The sequence below is a fragment of the Alteromonas sp. ABE4_545 genome (assembly GCF_056161325.1).
In genome coordinates this window covers 102,943-120,391 of the sequence record NZ_JBSWYY010000008.1, presented here as the reverse complement: position 1 = coordinate 120,391, position 17,449 = coordinate 102,943, and the positions used below count along the sequence as shown (strand labels likewise).

Below are 17,449 nucleotides of genomic sequence, written 5' to 3'. Positions count from 1 at the left end.
AACTTTACATTTACACGTAATCAAGAACACATTAATACCGTGTTTGGATGGCATTTTGATGGGAAATAGATAGGCATAAAAAAACCCCGGATAAATCCGGGGTTATTGAAAGCTTTACGAAAACGCGTTGATTACCAACCCGTTGTTTCGCGTAGCGCTTTACCGATATCAGCAAGAGAGCGAACCGTTTTAACACCTGCATCTTCAAGTGCTTTAAACTTCTCGTCTGCTGTACCTTTACCGCCAGCGATAATCGCACCAGCGTGGCCCATACGTTTGCCCGGAGGTGCCGTAACACCAGCAATGTATGAAACAACCGGCTTAGTCACGTTAGCTTTAATAAACGCTGCCGCTTCTTCTTCAGCAGTACCGCCGATCTCACCGATCATAACGATAGCTTCAGTTTGAGGGTCTTCTTGGAACATCTTCAAGATGTCGATAAAGTTAGAACCAGGGATAGGATCACCACCGATACCAACACAAGTAGACTGGCCGAAACCTTCGTCAGTTGTTTGCTTAACCGCTTCGTACGTCAACGTACCAGAACGTGAAACAATACCAACTTTACCTGGCTTGTGGATATGGCCAGGCATGATACCAATTTTACACTCTCCAGGAGTAATAACACCTGGACAGTTAGGACCAATCATGCGTACGCCTTTCGCTTCAACGTACTCTTTCACATAAAGCATATCCAATGTAGGAATACCTTCTGTGATACAAACGATAAGCTCAATACCTGCGTCTGCAGCTTCAACGATAGAATCTTTACAGAATGGAGCAGGAACGTAGATTACTGTTGCGGTTGCACCAGTCGCTTCTACTGCTTCACGTACTGTGTTGAATACTGGCAAACCTAAGTGCTCTGTACCACCTTTTCCAGGTGTTACACCGCCAACCATTTGCGTACCGTAAGCGATAGCTTGTTCAGAGTGGAAAGTACCTTGACCACCAGTAAAACCCTGACAGATAACTTTGGTATCTTTATTAATTAATACTGACATTATTTGCCCTCCGCAGCTGCAACAACTTTCTGTGCTGCATCCGTTAGCGACTCAGCAGCAATAATATCTAAGCCAGAGTTAGCAAGTACTTCACGGCCTAGTTCTGCGTTTGTACCTTCTAGGCGTACAACTACAGGTACTTCTACGCCAACTTCCTTCACTGCACCGATGATACCTTCAGCGATCATGTCACAACGTACAATACCACCAAAGATGTTAACCAATACGGCTTTCACGTTGTCGTCAGAAAGGATGATTTTGAATGCTTCAGCAACACGTTCTTTCGTCGCGCCGCCACCAACATCCAAGAAGTTAGCAGGCTTACCGCCGTGTAGGTTTACGATATCCATCGTACCCATTGCAAGGCCAGCACCGTTAACCATACAACCAACGTTGCCGTCTAGTGCTACGTAGTTAAGTTCCCACTGAGCAGCATGAGCTTCACGCGCATCTTCTTGCGAAGGATCGTGCATCTCTTTTACTTTAGGCTGACGATATAGTGCGTTGCTGTCGATACCTACTTTAGCGTCAAGACAGTGCAAGTTGCCATCTGTTTTGATCACTAGAGGGTTGATTTCGATTAGCGCAACGTCTAGGTCTTCAAACATCTTAGCAAGGCCAAGGAAGATCTGCGTGAACTGCTTGATTTGCACGCCTTCAAGACCTAGTTTGAATGCCATTTCGCGAGCTTGATAAGGCTGAGGACCAACAATTGGGTCGATTTCAGCTTTAAGGATTTTCTCTGGCGTTTCTTCAGCAACGGTTTCAATTTCTACACCGCCTTCTGTTGAAGCCATGAAAACAACACGACGTGATGTACGGTCAACAACTGCACCTAGGTACAATTCGTTAGCGATGTCTGTGCAAGACTCAACCAAAATTTTGCTAACAGGCTGACCATTTTCATCAGTCTGGAACGTCACCAAATTTTTGCCTAGCCAGTTATCAGCGAAAGCGCGGATGTCATCTTTACTCTTAACTAACTTTACACCGCCAGCTTTACCGCGACCACCGGCGTGGACCTGACATTTTACTACCCACTCGTTACCGCCAATACGGTCAGCCGCTTCGACAGCACCTTGAGCAGTATCAGCTGCGTATCCTTCAGAAACAGGCAAGCCGTATTCTTTGAATAGCTGCTTACCTTGATATTCATGCAAATTCATGGTGTTTCTATCCGATTTTTATTTAAACAAAAGCCGCTTATGCGGCTTGATTCAACAACGCTGGTAGGTGTGCCCCAAATACCAGCTGTGAGAAAGGCAACACTAACACTAGGTTGCCCTTCACACAAAGCGAGACTGAAATCTCTTACACATCAAGCAGTAGACGAGTAGGATCTTCCAGCATTTCTTTAACTGTGACCAAGAAGCCAACAGATTCTTTACCATCAATGATACGGTGGTCGTATGACAACGCCAAATACATCATTGGGAGAATTTCAACTTTACCATTTACTGCCATTGGACGATCTTGAATTTTATGCATACCCAAGATTGCGCTTTGCGGCGGGTTAATGATTGGCGTAGACATCAAAGAACCGAAAACACCACCATTTGTGATAGTGAAGTTACCGCCTTGTAGCTCAGCCATAGACAGCTTACCATCTCGGCCCTTAAGTGCGAGTTCTTTAATACCTTTTTCAACACCAGCCATACCTAGTGTATCTGTGTCTTTCAACACTGGAGTCACTAGACCACGAGGCGTTGAAACGGCAATAGAGATGTCGAAATAGTTGTGATATACGATGTCATCGCCATCAATTGACGCGTTAACTTCTGGGAAGCGCTTCAACGCCTCTGTTACCGCTTTAACGTAGAAAGACATAAAACCAAGGCGAATACCGTGGCGCTTTTCAAAGCTTTCTTGATATTGCTTACGAAGCTCCATAATTGGCTTCATGTTAACTTCGTTAAAAGTAGTCAACATAGCCGTAGAGTTTTTAGCTTCTAGTAAACGGTTTGCAATTGTCTTACGCAGACGTGTCATAGGCACACGTTTTTCAGAGCGCTCGCCCGCAGGTGCAACTGCCGCTTCTGTTTTCGCTGGCGCAGAGGCTGGTGCCGCTCCGCCTTTTAGGTGCTTCTCAACGTCTTCTTTGGTGATACGACCATTTTTACCTGTGCCTTTAACACTGGCAGGATCAACGCCTTTTTCAGCAAGTAAACGACGTACTGATGGGCTCAATGCATCGCTTTCTTCTGCAGAAGATTCTTCCTGCGCCGCCGCAGGAGCTGCAGCTGACGCTGCACCTTCAACAAACTTAGCAATCACAGCTTCAGCGGTCACTGTCGCGCCTTCTTCTGCTAGTACTTCACTGATTGAACCGTCAGCCGGAGCAACCACTTCTAATACTACTTTATCGGTTTCAATATCTACCAAATTCTGGTCACGGCTTACCGCTTCACCAGGTTGAACATGCCATGTTGCGATTGTTGCGTCAGCAACAGATTCAGGCAATACAGGAACTTTAATATCCACTTCTTTACCACCAGAGGCTGCAGGTTTTTCTTCTTTCTTCGCTGGTGCTGCTTCTGCTTTCGCAGGTGCCGCTGCACCACCCTTTTCTAAATGAGCAATGACTTGTTCGCCAAGTACCGTTGCACCTTCTTCATCGAGAATGTCGCCAATAACACCATCTTCAGGTGCGACGACTTCCAATACTACTTTATCAGTTTCAATATCAACCAAATTTTGGTCGCGTGTTACTTTGTCCCCGGCTTTTACGTGCCAGGTTGCAATGGTAGCATCGGCAACTGACTCAGGTAGAACCGGAACTTTAATCTCAATTGTCATCTCTGTTCCTTATTTGATAGTGAGTGCGTTTTCAACCAGAGCTTTCTGTTGCTGGTTGTGAACGGATACATAACCGACCGCAGGCGAAGCTGAAGCTTCACGGCCAGCGTAGGATAATTTCGCGCCATCTGGGATCGCTTGCCAGAAATGATGCTGACTGCAATACCAAGCACCTTGGTTTTGTGGCTCTTCTTGGCACCAAACCCAATCTTTTACATGACTGTATTGAGCAACAATTTTCGCACATTCTTCTTGTGGGAATGGATATAGTTGCTCTAAGCGAATAATCGCTACGTCATCTTGCTCGTTCTTACGACGTTGTTCTAGCAAGTCGTAGTAAACCTTACCAGAACACATTACAACGCGTTTCACTTTGCTTGGTTCAAGGTCATCAACTTCGCCAATAACATTGTGGAATACGCCTTCTGCCAGCTCTTCCATTGATGAAGTAGCAAGCGGATGACGTAGCAAAGATTTAGGCGACATAACAATCAGTGGCTTACGCATTGGGCGCACCACTTGACGTCGAATCATGTTAAATACTTGCGCTGGCGTAGATGGTACACATACCTGCCAGTTGTGGTCAGCGCATAGCTGCAAGAAACGCTCTAAGCGTGCAGAACTGTGCTCAGGGCCTTGTCCTTCGTAACCGTGAGGAAGTAAAACGGTCAAACCGCACAAGCGGCCCCACTTTGCTTCACCCGAGCTAAGGAACTGGTCAAATACCACTTGAGCGCCATTAGCAAAGTCACCAAATTGCGCTTCCCAAATGGTCAGAGTTTCTGGCTCTGCCGTTGCAAAACCGTACTCAAATGCCATTACGGCTTCTTCAGACAGCACTGAATCGTAGATTTCAATTTTGCCTTGATCATCGGCAATATGCTGAAGTGGCATGTAATCTGTGCCATCAGTCTGATTGTGCAATACCGCATGACGGTGGAAGAAAGTGCCTCGGCCTGAATCCTGACCTGTCATACGAATATCGTTACCTTCGGCAACAATGGTCGCATAAGCAAGCGTTTCAGCCATACCCCAATCTAACAAGCGTTCACCGGCAATCATTGACTTGCGATCTTGATATAGCTTGTTTACGCGAGATTGAAGTTTGTGCTCTTCAGGATAAGACGTGATCGCTGTGCCAAGCTCTTTTAAACGCTCAACACTCAACGCACCATCGTATGGCGCATCCCAGTCATGCCCTAAGAAAGGACGCCAATCAACTGAGTGCTCAGTCATTGGGCGCCATTCTTCTACCACACACGCACCGTGATCCAATGCTGCGCGGTAGTCTGCAATCATTTTATCCACTTGCTCAGCACTTAACACACCTTCAGCAGCTAGCTGATCGGCATATATCGCGCGAGGAACAGGATGTTTTTTGATTTTTTGATACATCAACGGCTGAGTCGCATTTGGCTCATCCGCTTCGTTGTGACCGTGACGACGGTAACACACTAAATCGATAACCACGTCACGCTTGAATTTGTTGCGGTAATCAAGCGCAAGCTTGGTTACAAACAATACCGCTTCTGGGTCATCGCTGTTCACGTGGAAAATAGGCGCCTGTACCATTTTTGCGATATCAGTACAGTACTGCGTAGAGCGCGTATCGACCGTTTTAGAAGTGGTAAAACCAACTTGGTTGTTGATGACAATACGAACCGTGCCACCTACCGCAAAACCACGGGTTTGTGACATGTTAAAGGTTTCTTGAACAACACCTTGGCCAGCGATAGCTGAGTCACCGTGGATAGTAATTGGCAATACCTTACTGGTGTCGTGATCGCGACGTTCTAGACGAGCACGCACAGACCCCATTACTACCGGGTTTACAATTTCCAAGTGAGAAGGGTTAAATGCCAACGCCAAGTGTACATTACCACCTGGTGTCGCGAAATCTGAAGAATAACCAGCGTGATATTTAACATCGCCTGAGCCTAGGGTATCGTCGTGTTTACCAGAAAACTCGTCGAACAGCACCGACGGGTTCTTACCCAACACGTTAACCAATACGTTCAAACGACCGCGGTGAGCCATACCCACGACCACTTCTTTAGCACCCTTGGTTCCGGCTTCGGTGATCAAACCTTTCAGCATAGGAATGAGCGCATCGCCCCCTTCCAATGAGAAACGTTTAGCACCAGGGAATTTAGCACCCAGATACTTTTCCATGCCATCTGCTGCGATCAAACCTTTTAAGATGCTGACCTTTTCAGATTTGTCGATGGTTGGATTAGCCTGGACCGATTCTATACGTTGTTGCAACCAACGTTTTTGCTCTGTATCGGTAATGTGCATGTACTCAGCACCAATAGAGCTGCAGTAAGTACGATTTAGCGATTTAAACAACTCGCCCAAAGGCATGGTTTCTTGCCCGATAGCATAGGAACCTACGTTGTAAATCGTTTCGAAATCTTCGTCTGAAAGACTGTGATGTGACAACTCTAAGTCGCGAACGCGCTCTTGCTGCCATAAACCAAGTGGGTCTAGATTGGCATGCTGATGACCACGGAATCGGTAAGCATTGATTAACTGCAACACTTTCACTTGTTTAGAGTCAGAAGTACTCACATTTGCTGCCGGAGCAGATGACATTCGTGCCGTTGGGCCGAGTGCTGCGAGTTTCTTAAAATGATCTCGAATTGTAGAGTGCTTGCTTTCTAATTCCACGCCTTCCACTTTGGGAAGTTCATCGAACACCTGGCGCCAGGAATCAGACACACTTTGCGGGTCATCGAGGTATGCTTCATAGAGCTCCTCGACATAGGCTGCATTTGCTCCAGCCATATGCGACGAATCCCACCACGCTTTCATCACGCTTTCTTGCATTATTGTGCCTTGCTACGTTGTCGTAAAACTAATTGTCGATTGGCGATAATATCATCACCGATTTATACAAAAAAATAGCCATCCCCGAGCGGATGGCCATTTAGAGCTTAGCTATCGTTCAAACACGAAGTTTGAAAGAAATATAGTACTAAACAGCCCGTTGTAAAAGCATCGACTTAATCTGGCCGATTGCTTTAGTCGGGTTAAGTCCTTTCGGACAAACACTTACGCAGTTCATAATACCGTGGCAGCGGAACACACTGAATGCATCATCGAGATCATTCAAGCGCTCTTCTGTTGCAGTATCACGACTATCGATTAAGAAGCGATATGCGTGTAACAAGCCTGCTGGTCCGATAAATTTGTCTGGATTCCACCAGAACGACGGACATGATGTTGAACAACAAGCACAAAGGATACACTCATAAAGCCCATCTAACTTTGCACGTTCTTCAGGCGACTGCAAATGTTCGCGCGCTGGCGGCTGTTTGCTGTCGTTAATCAAGAACGGCTTGATCTTCTCATACTGAGTATAAAACTGTGTCATGTCGACAACCAAGTCACGCACGACGGGCAACCCAGGCAGCGGACGAATCACAATCTTACCTTTTCCAAGCGCCGACAGCGGTGTAATACATGCTAGGCCGTTCTTGCCGTTCATGTTCATACCGTCAGAGCCACACACACCTTCACGGCATGAACGTCTAAATGATAATGTGGGGTCTTGCTCTTTTAAAGCAAGTAACGCGTCCAACACCATCATGTCTTGACCTTCTTTCACCTCAAGCGTGTATTCTTGCATTTTAGGTGCGTTATCAACCTCAGGGTTGTAACGATATACTGAAAAGTTTAATTGCATGATACTTAGCCTCTCTTAATATGAACGCACTTTAGGCGGGAACGCTTCCCGAAGCTTAGGCGCCATATTGACATCACGTTTCAACATAGACTCAGACTGCGGACGGTAGATTGAGTGACACAACCAATTCTCGTCATCCCGCTCTGGGAAGTCAAAGCGGCTGTGCGCACCACGGCTCTCTGTCCGGAAGTTTGCGGCTACTGCTGTGCTGTACGCGGTTTCCATCAGGTTGTCTAGCTCTAAACACTCAATACGCTGTGTATTGAAGTCTGAACTCTTGTCATCCAATCGAGCGTGCTGTAGGCGCTCACGGATTTCCTGAAGCTGTTTAAGGCCTTCAGCCATTGCGTCACCTTCACGGAATACCGAGAAGTTAAGCTGCATGCATTCCTGCATATCTTTTTTGATTTGAACTGGATCTTCGCCCTTACCTTTTTCGCTGTTTTCCCAACGATTAAAGCGAGACATTGCGGCTTCAAGGTCAGATTCTGATGCATCGCGAGTTGGCGCGATTTCATTGAGTTTTTCACCCAAGTGAAGACCTGTCGCACGACCGAATACAACCAAGTCGAGCAATGAGTTTCCGCCTAATCGGTTAGCACCGTGTACAGATACACAAGCAATCTCACCACAAGCGAACAAACCGTTAACTACGTGATCATTCCCATTTTCGTCAACTGTCAACGCTTGACCGTGAACGTTTGTTGGAATACCACCCATCATGTAATGGCAAGTTGGGATGACTGGAATTGGCTCTTTAACCGGATCAACGTGAGCAAAAGTACGAGACAACTCAAGAATACCAGGCAAACGAGACTCAAGAACGTCTTTACCTAGGTGGTCTAGCTTAAGCTTACAGTGAGGACCCCAAGGACCATCACAACCACGACCTTCACGAATTTCGGTCATCATTGAACGCGCAACAACGTCACGACCTGCAAGGTCTTTTGCGTTTGGTGCGTAACGTTCCATGAAGCGTTCGCCGTCTTTGTTGAGTAGATAACCACCTTCACCACGACAACCTTCAGTTACTAGCGTACCCGCCCCAGCGATACCTGTTGGGTGGAACTGCCACATTTCCATGTCTTGCACAGAAACGCCTGCACGCAGTGCCATACCAACACCGTCACCAGTATTGATGTGAGCGTTAGTCGTTGATGCAAAGATACGCCCTGCACCACCTGTTGCTAGTACAACAGCTTTCGACTTGAAGTAAACGACTTCACCGGTTTCGATGTCGATAGCAGTACAACCGACTACGTCGCCATCTTGGTTTTTAACCAGGTCAAGGGCATACCATTCAGAGAATACTTTCGTTTTGTTTTTTACGTTCTGCTGGTAAAGCAAATGAAGTAACGCGTGACCCGTACGGTCTGCAGCAGCAGCTGTACGCGCAGCTTGTTCGCCACCAAAGTTCTTCGATTGCCCACCAAATGGACGTTGATAAACGCGACCGTTTTCGAAGCGAGAGAATGGCAAACCCATGTTTTCCATTTCGATAATCGCTTCAGGACCGGTTTTACACATGTATTCAATGGCGTCTTGGTCGCCAATGTAATCAGACCCTTTAACGGTATCGTACATGTGCCATTCCCAGTTATCTTCATGGGAGTTACCGAGTGCCACTGTAATACCGCCTTGGGCAGAAACAGTGTGAGAGCGTGTTGGAAATACTTTAGAAAGAAGTGCACAAGACTTTCCAGACTGCGATATTTGTAGTGCAGCACGCATGCCTGCACCACCGGCGCCGATTACAACGGCATCAAATTCATGAACTGGTAAACTCATATTACACTCCCAACAAAACAAACAGACCAACAACAACGTACGCAAAGGCAATAAGATTCAGAACATACTGAATAACGGTGCGAACGCCTGGCGCTTTTACGTAATCGGTAAGGACTTGCCATAAACCGATACGCACGTGAATCATTACTGATACTAGCGCGGCCATTGTAAAAGTTTTCATTGCCAGACCAGAAAACAGGCCTTGCCAAATTTCAAACGTGATGTTGTCCGTGGCGATAAAATACCACGCCATAAAGATGCTGTAAGCGGCGATAATAACCGCAGTGGCGCGCAAAGATACATAATCTTGAACACCATTACGTTTAACACTTGCCTGATTAGTTACCATAGTGCGACCCCTAATACGACCGTCAGAATTACCCACAAACCGATGATGATTTGTGCACTTAGGTTACCTGACTCCAATTCTTCCCAATGCCCCATATCCATGATGCCATGGCGAATGCCACCAAGGATGTGATAAGTCAGCGCAGAAGCTGTGCCGATGGCAATGACTTTTCCAACAATTCCATCAAGCAATCCTTGCACATTTGTGAATCCTTCTGGAGATGATACCGAAACGGCCCATGCCCAGATCACAAACAAAAGTGCAAAAAACATTGCTACACCGGTAACGCGGTGAAGAATTGAAGAAATAGCAGAAGGAGGAAATTTAATAGTATTAAGTTCTAAATTTACTGGTCTTTGCTTTTTCACAATAAATGCCTGTTTTAATCCGTAGGGATAATGATCAACCTCTATTATAGATGTCCTGAAAGGTTAACCTAGATTATTACCTGTTAATTGCCTCATCCATTGAGTTGTTAACAATTTGTGAATTTTTTATTACTTGATTAACAGAATGATTATTCAAGAAATTCAAGTAGCCAAGAGTATATCCACGGCATAGTATAATTACAATTTTTTGTGCTTTATTAGAACTTTAGTCGTACAAGGTTTCACCAACTGTTGAATTACACTAGTTTAACGATAAATAAACTGGTTTATAATTAGTAACAATTTAGAATATTTATTGTGTATATACGCATTTAAATTGACTTCGCACCGTAGAATAAAGTAAAACTACGCCACTTTTCCCAACGAGGCAGGCAAATTTCGCCTGTGATCGCTGCAAACAGAAAATTCTGAGGAGAGCATTTATGGCAGATCAGAAAGCCATCTTAAAAGCAGGCGACAAGGAAATTGAACTTCCAATTTTAGTCGGTACTGAAGGTCAAGATGTTATTGACGTTCGCGCATTAGGTTCACACGGCTACTTCACCTTTGACCCTGGTTTCATGGCCACTGGTTCATGCGAGTCTGAAATCACTTATATCGATGGGGCAAAAGGTGTGTTGTTACACCGCGGCTTCCCTATCGAAGAGTTGGCGCGTGATGCAGATTACCTAGAAGTATGCCACATGCTACTTCACGGTGATGCGCCAAACAAAGAAGAGTACGAGGAATTCAAGGCAACTATCACTCGTCATACTATGGTCCATGAACAAATTAACATGTTCTTCCACGGCTTTAGAAATGACGCTCACCCTATGGCAATGCTATGCGGTACGGTAGGTGCGATGTCGTCTTTTTACCACAGTGATTTAGACGTAGCTAACGCTGATGAGCGTATTCGCAGCGCCCATCGTCTTATTGCGAAAATGCCGACATTGGTAGCAATGAGCTACAAATACAACATAGGTCAACCTTTCGTTTACCCACGTAACGACTTGAGCTATGCGGCTAACTTCTTGAACATGATGTTCTCGGTACCTGCTGAAGAATACAAAATCAGCCCTGCAGTAGAACGTGCAATGGACCGTATCTTCACGCTTCACGCTGATCACGAACAGAACGCGTCAACGTCTACAGTACGCCTAGCAGGTTCTTCCGGTGCAAACCCTTACGCATGTATTGCCGCTGGCGTAGCATCGCTTTGGGGGCCTGCTCACGGTGGTGCTAACGAAGCGTGCCTTCGAATGCTAGAAGAAATTGGTACCGTTGATCGCATTCCTGAGTTTATCGCTCGCGCGAAAGACAAGAGTGACCCCTTCCGTTTGATGGGCTTCGGTCACCGTGTGTATAAGAACCACGACCCGCGCGCCACAGTAATGCGTGAAAGCTGTCACGAAGTACTGAAAGAGCTAGACGTTAAAGATCCACTACTTGAAGTAGCAATGGAACTTGAGCGCATTGCACTGGACGACCCATACTTCGCCGAGAAGAAATTATTCCCTAATGTAGATTTCTACTCTGGTATCGTATTGAAAGCTATCGGTATTCCTACCAACATGTTTACCTGTATTTTCGCGCTTTCTCGTACTGTGGGCTGGATTTCTCATTGGCACGAAATGATGAGCCAACCGGGACAGAAAATCGGTCGCCCTCGTCAGCTTTACACTGGACACTCTCAGCGTAAATACACGCCAATTAACCGTTAATTAATCCGGTTAATTCAAAAATAGCGCCGCTTAAGGCGCTATTTTTTTGTCTTATGTTCAGTAGATTGGCTTAATCGATTAAAGCAATCGTCTTTAACGATTAAGCCAATAGTCAATAAAGCCATGAGTGAGTTGGTATTGTTATGAAAACGCACAAATGATAAACAAATTAGAAATGGGTGTTTTGAACGAGATGCTAATACCGTTTAAGAAGTTTTACGATATGTTTAAATAATGTAAACAACAATTCATATATGGAATTAATCTCAAAATTGTTTAGCACTAAAAAACACCATCAAATTCAATTTGTTTCAAATATTAATTAATTCACTTCGACTTTACATGATCTATTTTGAACGCCTTCGTCTAACCAAAGCTATTACGTTAAAATTTTACTAATCAAAATGAAAAAACACATGACAATATTAGCCTATGCAGGCTTATTTCCTTTCTTAGTGCTTAGTTTTACTGCGATTGTCTTTCCAGACCTGACCTCACAAGCGGTACACCTGTTTTCCCTCTACTCAGCGGTTCTACTGTCATTTTTTGGTGGTATTCACTGGTTAGATGCACTCAACCACAACAGAACGCCACATCAAGGCTATGTTGCAATGATACCGACGCTACTAAGTTGGATATGCCTGATATTTCAACATCATACTTGGTCGTTAGGATTATTATCGATAGGGTATTTATTGATTTTACTCTACGACAAACAGTTCTTGATGCTAGATAAAGCGATTGTGGTGGAATACACAAAACTACGTATGATATTAACCACTGTAGTTGTTCTCACCCACGCTCTGTTAATTTTTATCGTAACTTAACCTGACAAAGAGTACACGCCAGACAAAAAAAACGAGGCTAGCAGCCTCGTTTTCAAAGATATGAACAAATTGATGTTTATTCAGCTCTAATTAACGCCAGTAACTCTTGGGTTTTTGCTTGCATTAATGCTACATCCCCCTTCGACTCAACATTTAGGCGTATCACTGGTTCAGTATTTGATTTACGGAGATTGAAACGCCAAGTATCAAACTCTAACCCAATGCCATCGGTATCATCGATGACACTCGCTTGAGGCTGATATTCAGCTAGCACTCGCTCTAGGGCCGCATCAGCATCTTTCAACTTACTATTTATTTCACCTGAAGAAGGGAATGCAGCAATCCGCTCTGCGACCATAGACGCGAGGCTTTGACGTTTCACACACAAAAGTTCAGCTACCAATAGCCAAGGGATCATACCTGAATCACAGTAAGCGAAATCTCGGAAGTAATGATGCGCACTCATTTCTCCGCCATAAATCGCGTCTTCTTTGCGCATCCTTTCTTTGATAAACGCATGACCAGTTTTACATTTAACTGGTGTACCACCCGCGCCTTCTACGATATCTTCAGTATTCCAATAAACACGAGGATCATAAATTATACGGTTATCTGCGCCTTTTTCTAAGAAAGCCTGCGCCAATAGACCCACAATGTAGTAACCCTCAATAAAGTTACCATCGGCATCAAACAAGAAACAACGATCAAAATCACCGTCCCATGCGATACCGAAATCAGCGCCGTGCATTTTCACCGCTTCAGCCGTATCCGCTCGGTTTTCTTCTAACAATGGATTGGGAATACCGTTGGGAAAAGTGCCGTCTGGTTGATGGTTTACCTTGACGAATTCAACTGGGATGTTTTTGGCTTTGAAAGCTAGTTCGATTGCATCTATGGCTTTACCCGCAGCCCCATTACCGGCGTTAACGACTAACTTCAAAGGAGTAAAGTTAGCGAGATTCACGTAAGTCAGGATATGATCAACGTAATCAGCCTGTACATCTACGCTAGAATAAGCACCTGAGGCATTTAGTAAAGACAAACTGATGTGGGCTTTTCCGTTAAAAAACGCGTTAGGATCGATATCTTGCCCTTCACAATAAAAGCTCAGTCGCTCTTTTACTCTTGTGTCGTCTAAGCGCTCTGCCGCGTATTTGATTGCATTTAGGCCTGTATCACCGCTAATAGGGACTGATTGGGCCTTAACGAGCTTCATCCCGTTGTAATTAATCGGGTTGTGACTTGCCGTTACTTCGATACCACCGTCAACATTTAAATGCTTGGTCGCAAAATAAATTTCCTCAGTACCGGCATCGCCAATATCCGATACAACCGCACCACCATCAATCAAACCTGCAGCCAAAGCTAACTTTAGTGGTGTGGATGTCAATCTGACATCACCACCAACAACCACAGTTTTAGCTTGGAGTTCTTGCGCAAAAGCATAGCCGATACGATACGCCACATCTTCATTCAACTGCGTATTTAACTCACCACGAATATCGTACGCTTTAAAACATGTAATAGGAGTAGGCATATTATTTTTTCTCTGTGCGACCGTAACGATCAGAGAAACGAACAATATCGTCCTCTCCTAAATAGGCTCCAGACTGAACTTCAATCAGCTCCAGTGGGATTTTACCCGGATTTTCAAGGGCATGAACGTGACCAATTGGGATATACACTGATTCGTTTTCGGTCACCAATTGGGTTTTCTCACCAATAGTAACATTCGCAGTGCCTGAAACCACTATCCAATGCTCGGCACGATGATGATGCATTTGCACAGATAATTTCTCGCCAGGTTTCACCGTAATGCGTTTAACCTGAAAACGTGCACCATTATCGATGGAATCGTAGCTTCCCCAAGGACGAAATACTTCTCGGTGAAATTCAAATTCGGGACGGTGCTCTGCTTTCAGTTTATTAACGACTTTCTTGATGTCTTGAACTTTGTTTTTGTTCGCTACCATTACTGCGTCTTTGGTTTCAACAACGACAACATCGTCCAAGCCAATAACAGAAATCAATCGTTGCTCTGCATTGATGTAGCTATTGCTCACGCCTTCTAAAATCGCGTCACCAACAATCACGTTCCCATTGTCATCCCTGTTATCAGCGGTCTCCCACAGCGAAGACCAGCTGCCTACGTCTGACCACCCCGCATCAAGTGGCACCATGGCTGCACTATCGGTTTTTTCCATCACCGCGTAATCAATGGAATCGTCTGGGCATTGCGCAAATGTTTCGGCATCTATTCGAATAAAATCCAAATCATGGGTTTCGCTGTCAACGGCGTTACGACATACGCTCAAGATATCTGGCGCATATTTTTCCAATTCTTCAATATAACGGCTGGCCTTAAACATGAACATGCCACTGTTCCAGAAATACTTTCCAGAGTTAACATAGTTTTGTGCCGTTTCTAGGTCAGGTTTTTCGACAAATTCAGCCACTTCGAAGCCATCAGACAAGGCATTTCCTGCCTGAATATAACCATAGCCGGTATGCGCTTGGTCTGGCACGATGCCAAACGTCACCAACTTACCCTCTTCCGCTAGTTTTTTGGCTTTATCAATCGCTTGATGGAACGCACTTTGTTGCTTGATAAGATGGTCTGCCGCCAGCACCAATAATACGGGATCGTCACCACCGGCTGTAGCGTGCAAGGCTGCAAGTGCTATCGCCGGTGCGGTATTGCGCCCCACTGGCTCTAGAATAATCCCGCTGTGCGATGTACTCGCAACCCGCAATTGTTCCGCTACGAGAAAACGGTGATTGTCATTACAAATGACGATGGGCGCTTCGTGTCGTTCTTTTGGTAGGCGTGATATCGTCTCTTGCAACATCGTTTGTTCTGACGTCAACGACAAAAACTGCTTTGGTAGTGCCGCTCTTGACTTTGGCCATAATCTTGAACCGCTTCCACCAGCGAGTATTATTGGCAGTATTTGCATCCTTCAACCATATTATCTATCAAATAAATATGAGTTTAATAGTATACAAGCCATATATGACAATCAATTGATTCCCAATTATTAATCGGTCAACATACCCCGCTGATAATCGTCTATAGCGCGATGAATTTCAGCTTCTGTGTTCATCACAAACGGGCCATATTGAACAACAGGCTCATTGATTGGCGCACCTGAAACTAGGATACATTGGCAACCACCGTCACTTTCAATTGCGACAAAGTCACCGTTGCTTAATACCGCCAATTGTCCCGTCGTTAAAGGCTGGCCATCAATCTTAGCACTACCGCCATAAACATAAACAAACGCGTTGTGTCCTTCCGCTATTTCAAGCTGACTTTGAGCCGAGTGCTTTATCGAGAGGTCTAAAAATTGCGGAGATAACGCCGTGGTTTGTACTGGTCCAGTAACATTTTCCACAGTACCCACTAACACTTTAATGTCATTGCCGTACCTATCCGTTACCACAGGTACATCCTCAGGTTTAATATCTTGATACCCAGGTGCAGACATTTTGTGTGCAGCGGGTAAGTTCACCCATAACTGAAACCCCGAAAGTACACCTTCAGTTTGCTCAGGCATTTCCTCATGAATAATCCCTCTACCAGCATTCATCCATTGGATACCACCAGCTTCGATCACCCCTTCATTCCCCACTGAATCACGATGACGCATTTTGCCTTCGAGCATATAAGTCACAGTTTGAAAACCTCGATGAGGATGCGGAGGAAAGCCAGCAATGTATTCCAGCGCTTTATCAGAGCCGAAGAAATCTAACATTAGAAAGGGATCTAGCCGTCGCAATTGTGGCTGCCCGATAATGCGTTTAAGTGCAACGCCAGCACCATCTTGCGTCGGCATACCTTGTACAATTTGTTGAACCTTACGCGCTTTACTCATGAGCACCTCTATTGTGCGGTGATAACAGATCTTGGTCAGGCCCGACGGGAACTACCTGTGTGGGGTTTATCATCGTATGGCTAAAATAATAATGCCGTTTGATATGCTCAAAGTTTACGGTCTCAGCAATGCCAGGCATTTGATATAGCGATTTCATGTACTGATAAATATTAGGGTAATCTGCGATGCGTTTACGATTACACTTAAAGTGCCCCACATACACAGGATCAAAGCGAATAAGAGTGGTAAATAAACGCCAATCGGCTTCAGTGACCTGCTCGGCGACCAAATACCGCTGTGTCGACAATATCGTTTCAACGCGGTCCAACGAGGCGAATAAGTCATCAACTGCCGCCTCATAAGCAGCTTGGGTAGTAGCAAACCCTGCTTTGTATACACCGTTGTTAATATCGTGGTACACCCATTGATTCACTTCGTCAATTTCAGCTCTCAAAGCGTCTGGGTAATAATCGGCGTGATTCCCAGTTAATGCATTAAATTGAGAATTAAACATACGAATAATATCAGCCGACTCATTACTGACGATAGTCTCGGAGTCTTTATCCCACAACACAGGCACAGTTACACGGGTAGTCACGTCTGCTGAGTCTTTGGTGTAAAGTTGATGCATGAAATCAGATTGATACAATTTATCGCCGGTCGCACCGGGATAAGATTCAAATGTCCAACCATTCTCCAGCATATCGGGCGAGACAACCGACACATCAATGATGTCGGTTAATGATTTAAGTTTGCGGAAAATCAGCGTTCTGTGTGCCCACGGGCAAGCCAGAGACACATACAAATGGTAGCGACCACGCTCTGGTTGATACTGACCTGACGACGATATGTGATGCCGAAATAAAGAGTCCTGACGTTCAAACTTACCTTTCGATTTATCAGTATCGTACCACTTATCTTGCCATTTACCGTTTACGAGTAGTCCCATATCACCTCCGATTCGTTTATCGTGCTATTTGACCATAGTTAACGAAACGAAGAGTGGATTTTAGTTGGACTCATTATCCTA

General features: G+C 45.1%; 14 protein-coding genes. 2 read left to right on the top strand and 12 right to left on the bottom strand.

Going from position 1 to position 17,449, the window contains the following annotated elements; translation table 11 throughout:
- Positions 1-131: 131 nt before the first annotated feature.
- The 8 genes from sucD to sdhC form a co-directional block, all read right to left on the bottom strand.
- Complete coding sequence (gene sucD, locus ACXAH6_RS10010; RefSeq protein WP_474876524.1) at positions 132-1,004, bottom strand: succinate--CoA ligase subunit alpha; 873 nt, start codon at positions 1,002-1,004, stop codon at positions 132-134.
- A complete protein-coding gene (gene sucC / locus ACXAH6_RS10005; protein WP_474876523.1) occupies positions 1,004-2,170 on the bottom strand; it encodes an ADP-forming succinate--CoA ligase subunit beta in 1,167 nt (388 codons plus the stop codon). Before sucC ends, sucD begins: the two co-directional genes overlap by 1 nt.
- A 145-nt stretch (positions 2,171-2,315) precedes the next feature.
- Entirely contained in the window at positions 2,316-3,800 is a 1,485-nt protein-coding gene (odhB, locus tag ACXAH6_RS10000; protein ID WP_474876522.1) for a 2-oxoglutarate dehydrogenase complex dihydrolipoyllysine-residue succinyltransferase, read from the bottom strand.
- Positions 3,801-3,809: 9 nt separating this feature from the next.
- Entirely contained in the window at positions 3,810-6,629 is a 2,820-nt protein-coding gene (gene sucA, locus ACXAH6_RS09995; protein WP_474876521.1) for a 2-oxoglutarate dehydrogenase E1 component, read from the bottom strand.
- Between the two features lie 148 nt (positions 6,630-6,777).
- Positions 6,778-7,488, bottom strand: coding sequence for a succinate dehydrogenase iron-sulfur subunit (locus tag ACXAH6_RS09990; protein WP_474876520.1), 711 nt, complete (start codon positions 7,486-7,488; stop codon positions 6,778-6,780).
- A gap of 15 nt (positions 7,489-7,503) precedes the next feature.
- Positions 7,504-9,276 (bottom strand): succinate dehydrogenase flavoprotein subunit, encoded by a 1,773-nt coding sequence (gene sdhA / locus ACXAH6_RS09985; RefSeq protein WP_474876519.1) that lies wholly within the window; start codon positions 9,274-9,276, stop codon positions 7,504-7,506.
- A gap of 1 nt (position 9,277) precedes the next feature.
- The gene (gene sdhD, locus ACXAH6_RS09980; RefSeq protein WP_474876518.1) at positions 9,278-9,625 is read right to left on the bottom strand and encodes a succinate dehydrogenase, hydrophobic membrane anchor protein; all 348 of its coding nucleotides are present in this window, start codon (positions 9,623-9,625) and stop codon (positions 9,278-9,280) included.
- Positions 9,619-9,993, bottom strand: coding sequence for a succinate dehydrogenase, cytochrome b556 subunit (gene sdhC / locus ACXAH6_RS09975; RefSeq protein ID WP_474876517.1), 375 nt, complete (start codon positions 9,991-9,993; stop codon positions 9,619-9,621). The genes sdhD and sdhC overlap by 7 nt, the downstream gene beginning before the upstream one ends.
- 443 nt (positions 9,994-10,436) lie before the next feature.
- On the opposite strand from sdhC, the gene ACXAH6_RS09970 reads away from it, so the two are divergent.
- Positions 10,437-11,717 carry a citrate synthase gene (locus ACXAH6_RS09970; protein ID WP_474876516.1) on the top strand — a complete coding sequence of 427 codons (1,281 nt, stop codon included), beginning with the start codon at positions 10,437-10,439 and terminating at the stop codon, positions 11,715-11,717.
- Between the two features lie 416 nt (positions 11,718-12,133).
- Complete coding sequence (locus tag ACXAH6_RS09965) at positions 12,134-12,544, top strand: DUF3429 domain-containing protein (RefSeq protein ID WP_474876515.1); 411 nt, start codon at positions 12,134-12,136, stop codon at positions 12,542-12,544.
- A 76-nt stretch (positions 12,545-12,620) separates the two neighbouring features.
- On the opposite strand, the gene ACXAH6_RS09960 is transcribed toward ACXAH6_RS09965, so the two are convergent.
- From ACXAH6_RS09960 to ACXAH6_RS09945, 4 genes are all read right to left on the bottom strand, one after another.
- Positions 12,621-14,081 carry a phosphohexomutase domain-containing protein gene (locus tag ACXAH6_RS09960; RefSeq protein ID WP_474876514.1) on the bottom strand — a complete coding sequence of 487 codons (1,461 nt, stop codon included), beginning with the start codon at positions 14,079-14,081 and terminating at the stop codon, positions 12,621-12,623.
- A gap of 1 nt (position 14,082) precedes the next feature.
- Complete coding sequence (locus ACXAH6_RS09955) at positions 14,083-15,495, bottom strand: mannose-1-phosphate guanylyltransferase/mannose-6-phosphate isomerase (RefSeq protein WP_474876587.1); 1,413 nt, start codon at positions 15,493-15,495, stop codon at positions 14,083-14,085.
- Positions 15,496-15,582: 87 nt separating this feature from the next.
- Positions 15,583-16,431: a pirin family protein gene (locus ACXAH6_RS09950; protein WP_474876586.1), complete on the bottom strand. Its 849-nt coding sequence runs from the start codon at positions 16,429-16,431 to the stop codon at positions 15,583-15,585.
- On the bottom strand, positions 16,412-17,368 hold the full coding sequence (locus tag ACXAH6_RS09945) for a glutathione S-transferase family protein (RefSeq protein ID WP_474876513.1): 957 nt from the start codon (positions 17,366-17,368) through the stop codon (positions 16,412-16,414). The genes ACXAH6_RS09950 and ACXAH6_RS09945 overlap by 20 nt, the downstream gene beginning before the upstream one ends.
- Positions 17,369-17,449: the final 81 nt, after the last annotated feature.

Bases quoted from the DNA above. Each gene is read 5' to 3' on its own strand.
- sucD (WP_474876524.1), bottom strand. From the start codon at position 1,004: ATGTCAGTATTAATTAATAAAGATACCAAAGTTATCTGTCAGGGTTTT.
- sucC (WP_474876523.1), bottom strand. From the start codon at position 2,170: ATGAATTTGCATGAATATCAAGGTAAGCAGCTATTCAAAGAATACGGC.
- odhB (WP_474876522.1), bottom strand. From the start codon at position 3,800: ATGACAATTGAGATTAAAGTTCCGGTTCTACCTGAGTCAGTTGCCGAT.
- sucA (WP_474876521.1), bottom strand. From the start codon at position 6,629: ATGCAAGAAAGCGTGATGAAAGCGTGGTGGGATTCGTCGCATATGGCT.
- ACXAH6_RS09990 (WP_474876520.1), bottom strand. From the start codon at position 7,488: ATGCAATTAAACTTTTCAGTATATCGTTACAACCCTGAGGTTGATAAC.
- sdhA (WP_474876519.1), bottom strand. From the start codon at position 9,276: ATGAGTTTACCAGTTCATGAATTTGATGCCGTTGTAATCGGCGCCGGT.
- sdhD (WP_474876518.1), bottom strand. From the start codon at position 9,625: ATGGTAACTAATCAGGCAAGTGTTAAACGTAATGGTGTTCAAGATTAT.
- ACXAH6_RS09970 (WP_474876516.1), top strand. From the start codon at position 10,437: ATGGCAGATCAGAAAGCCATCTTAAAAGCAGGCGACAAGGAAATTGAA.
- ACXAH6_RS09965 (WP_474876515.1), top strand. From the start codon at position 12,134: ATGACAATATTAGCCTATGCAGGCTTATTTCCTTTCTTAGTGCTTAGT.
- ACXAH6_RS09960 (WP_474876514.1), bottom strand. From the start codon at position 14,081: ATGCCTACTCCTATTACATGTTTTAAAGCGTACGATATTCGTGGTGAG.
- ACXAH6_RS09945 (WP_474876513.1), bottom strand. From the start codon at position 17,368: ATGGGACTACTCGTAAACGGTAAATGGCAAGATAAGTGGTACGATACT.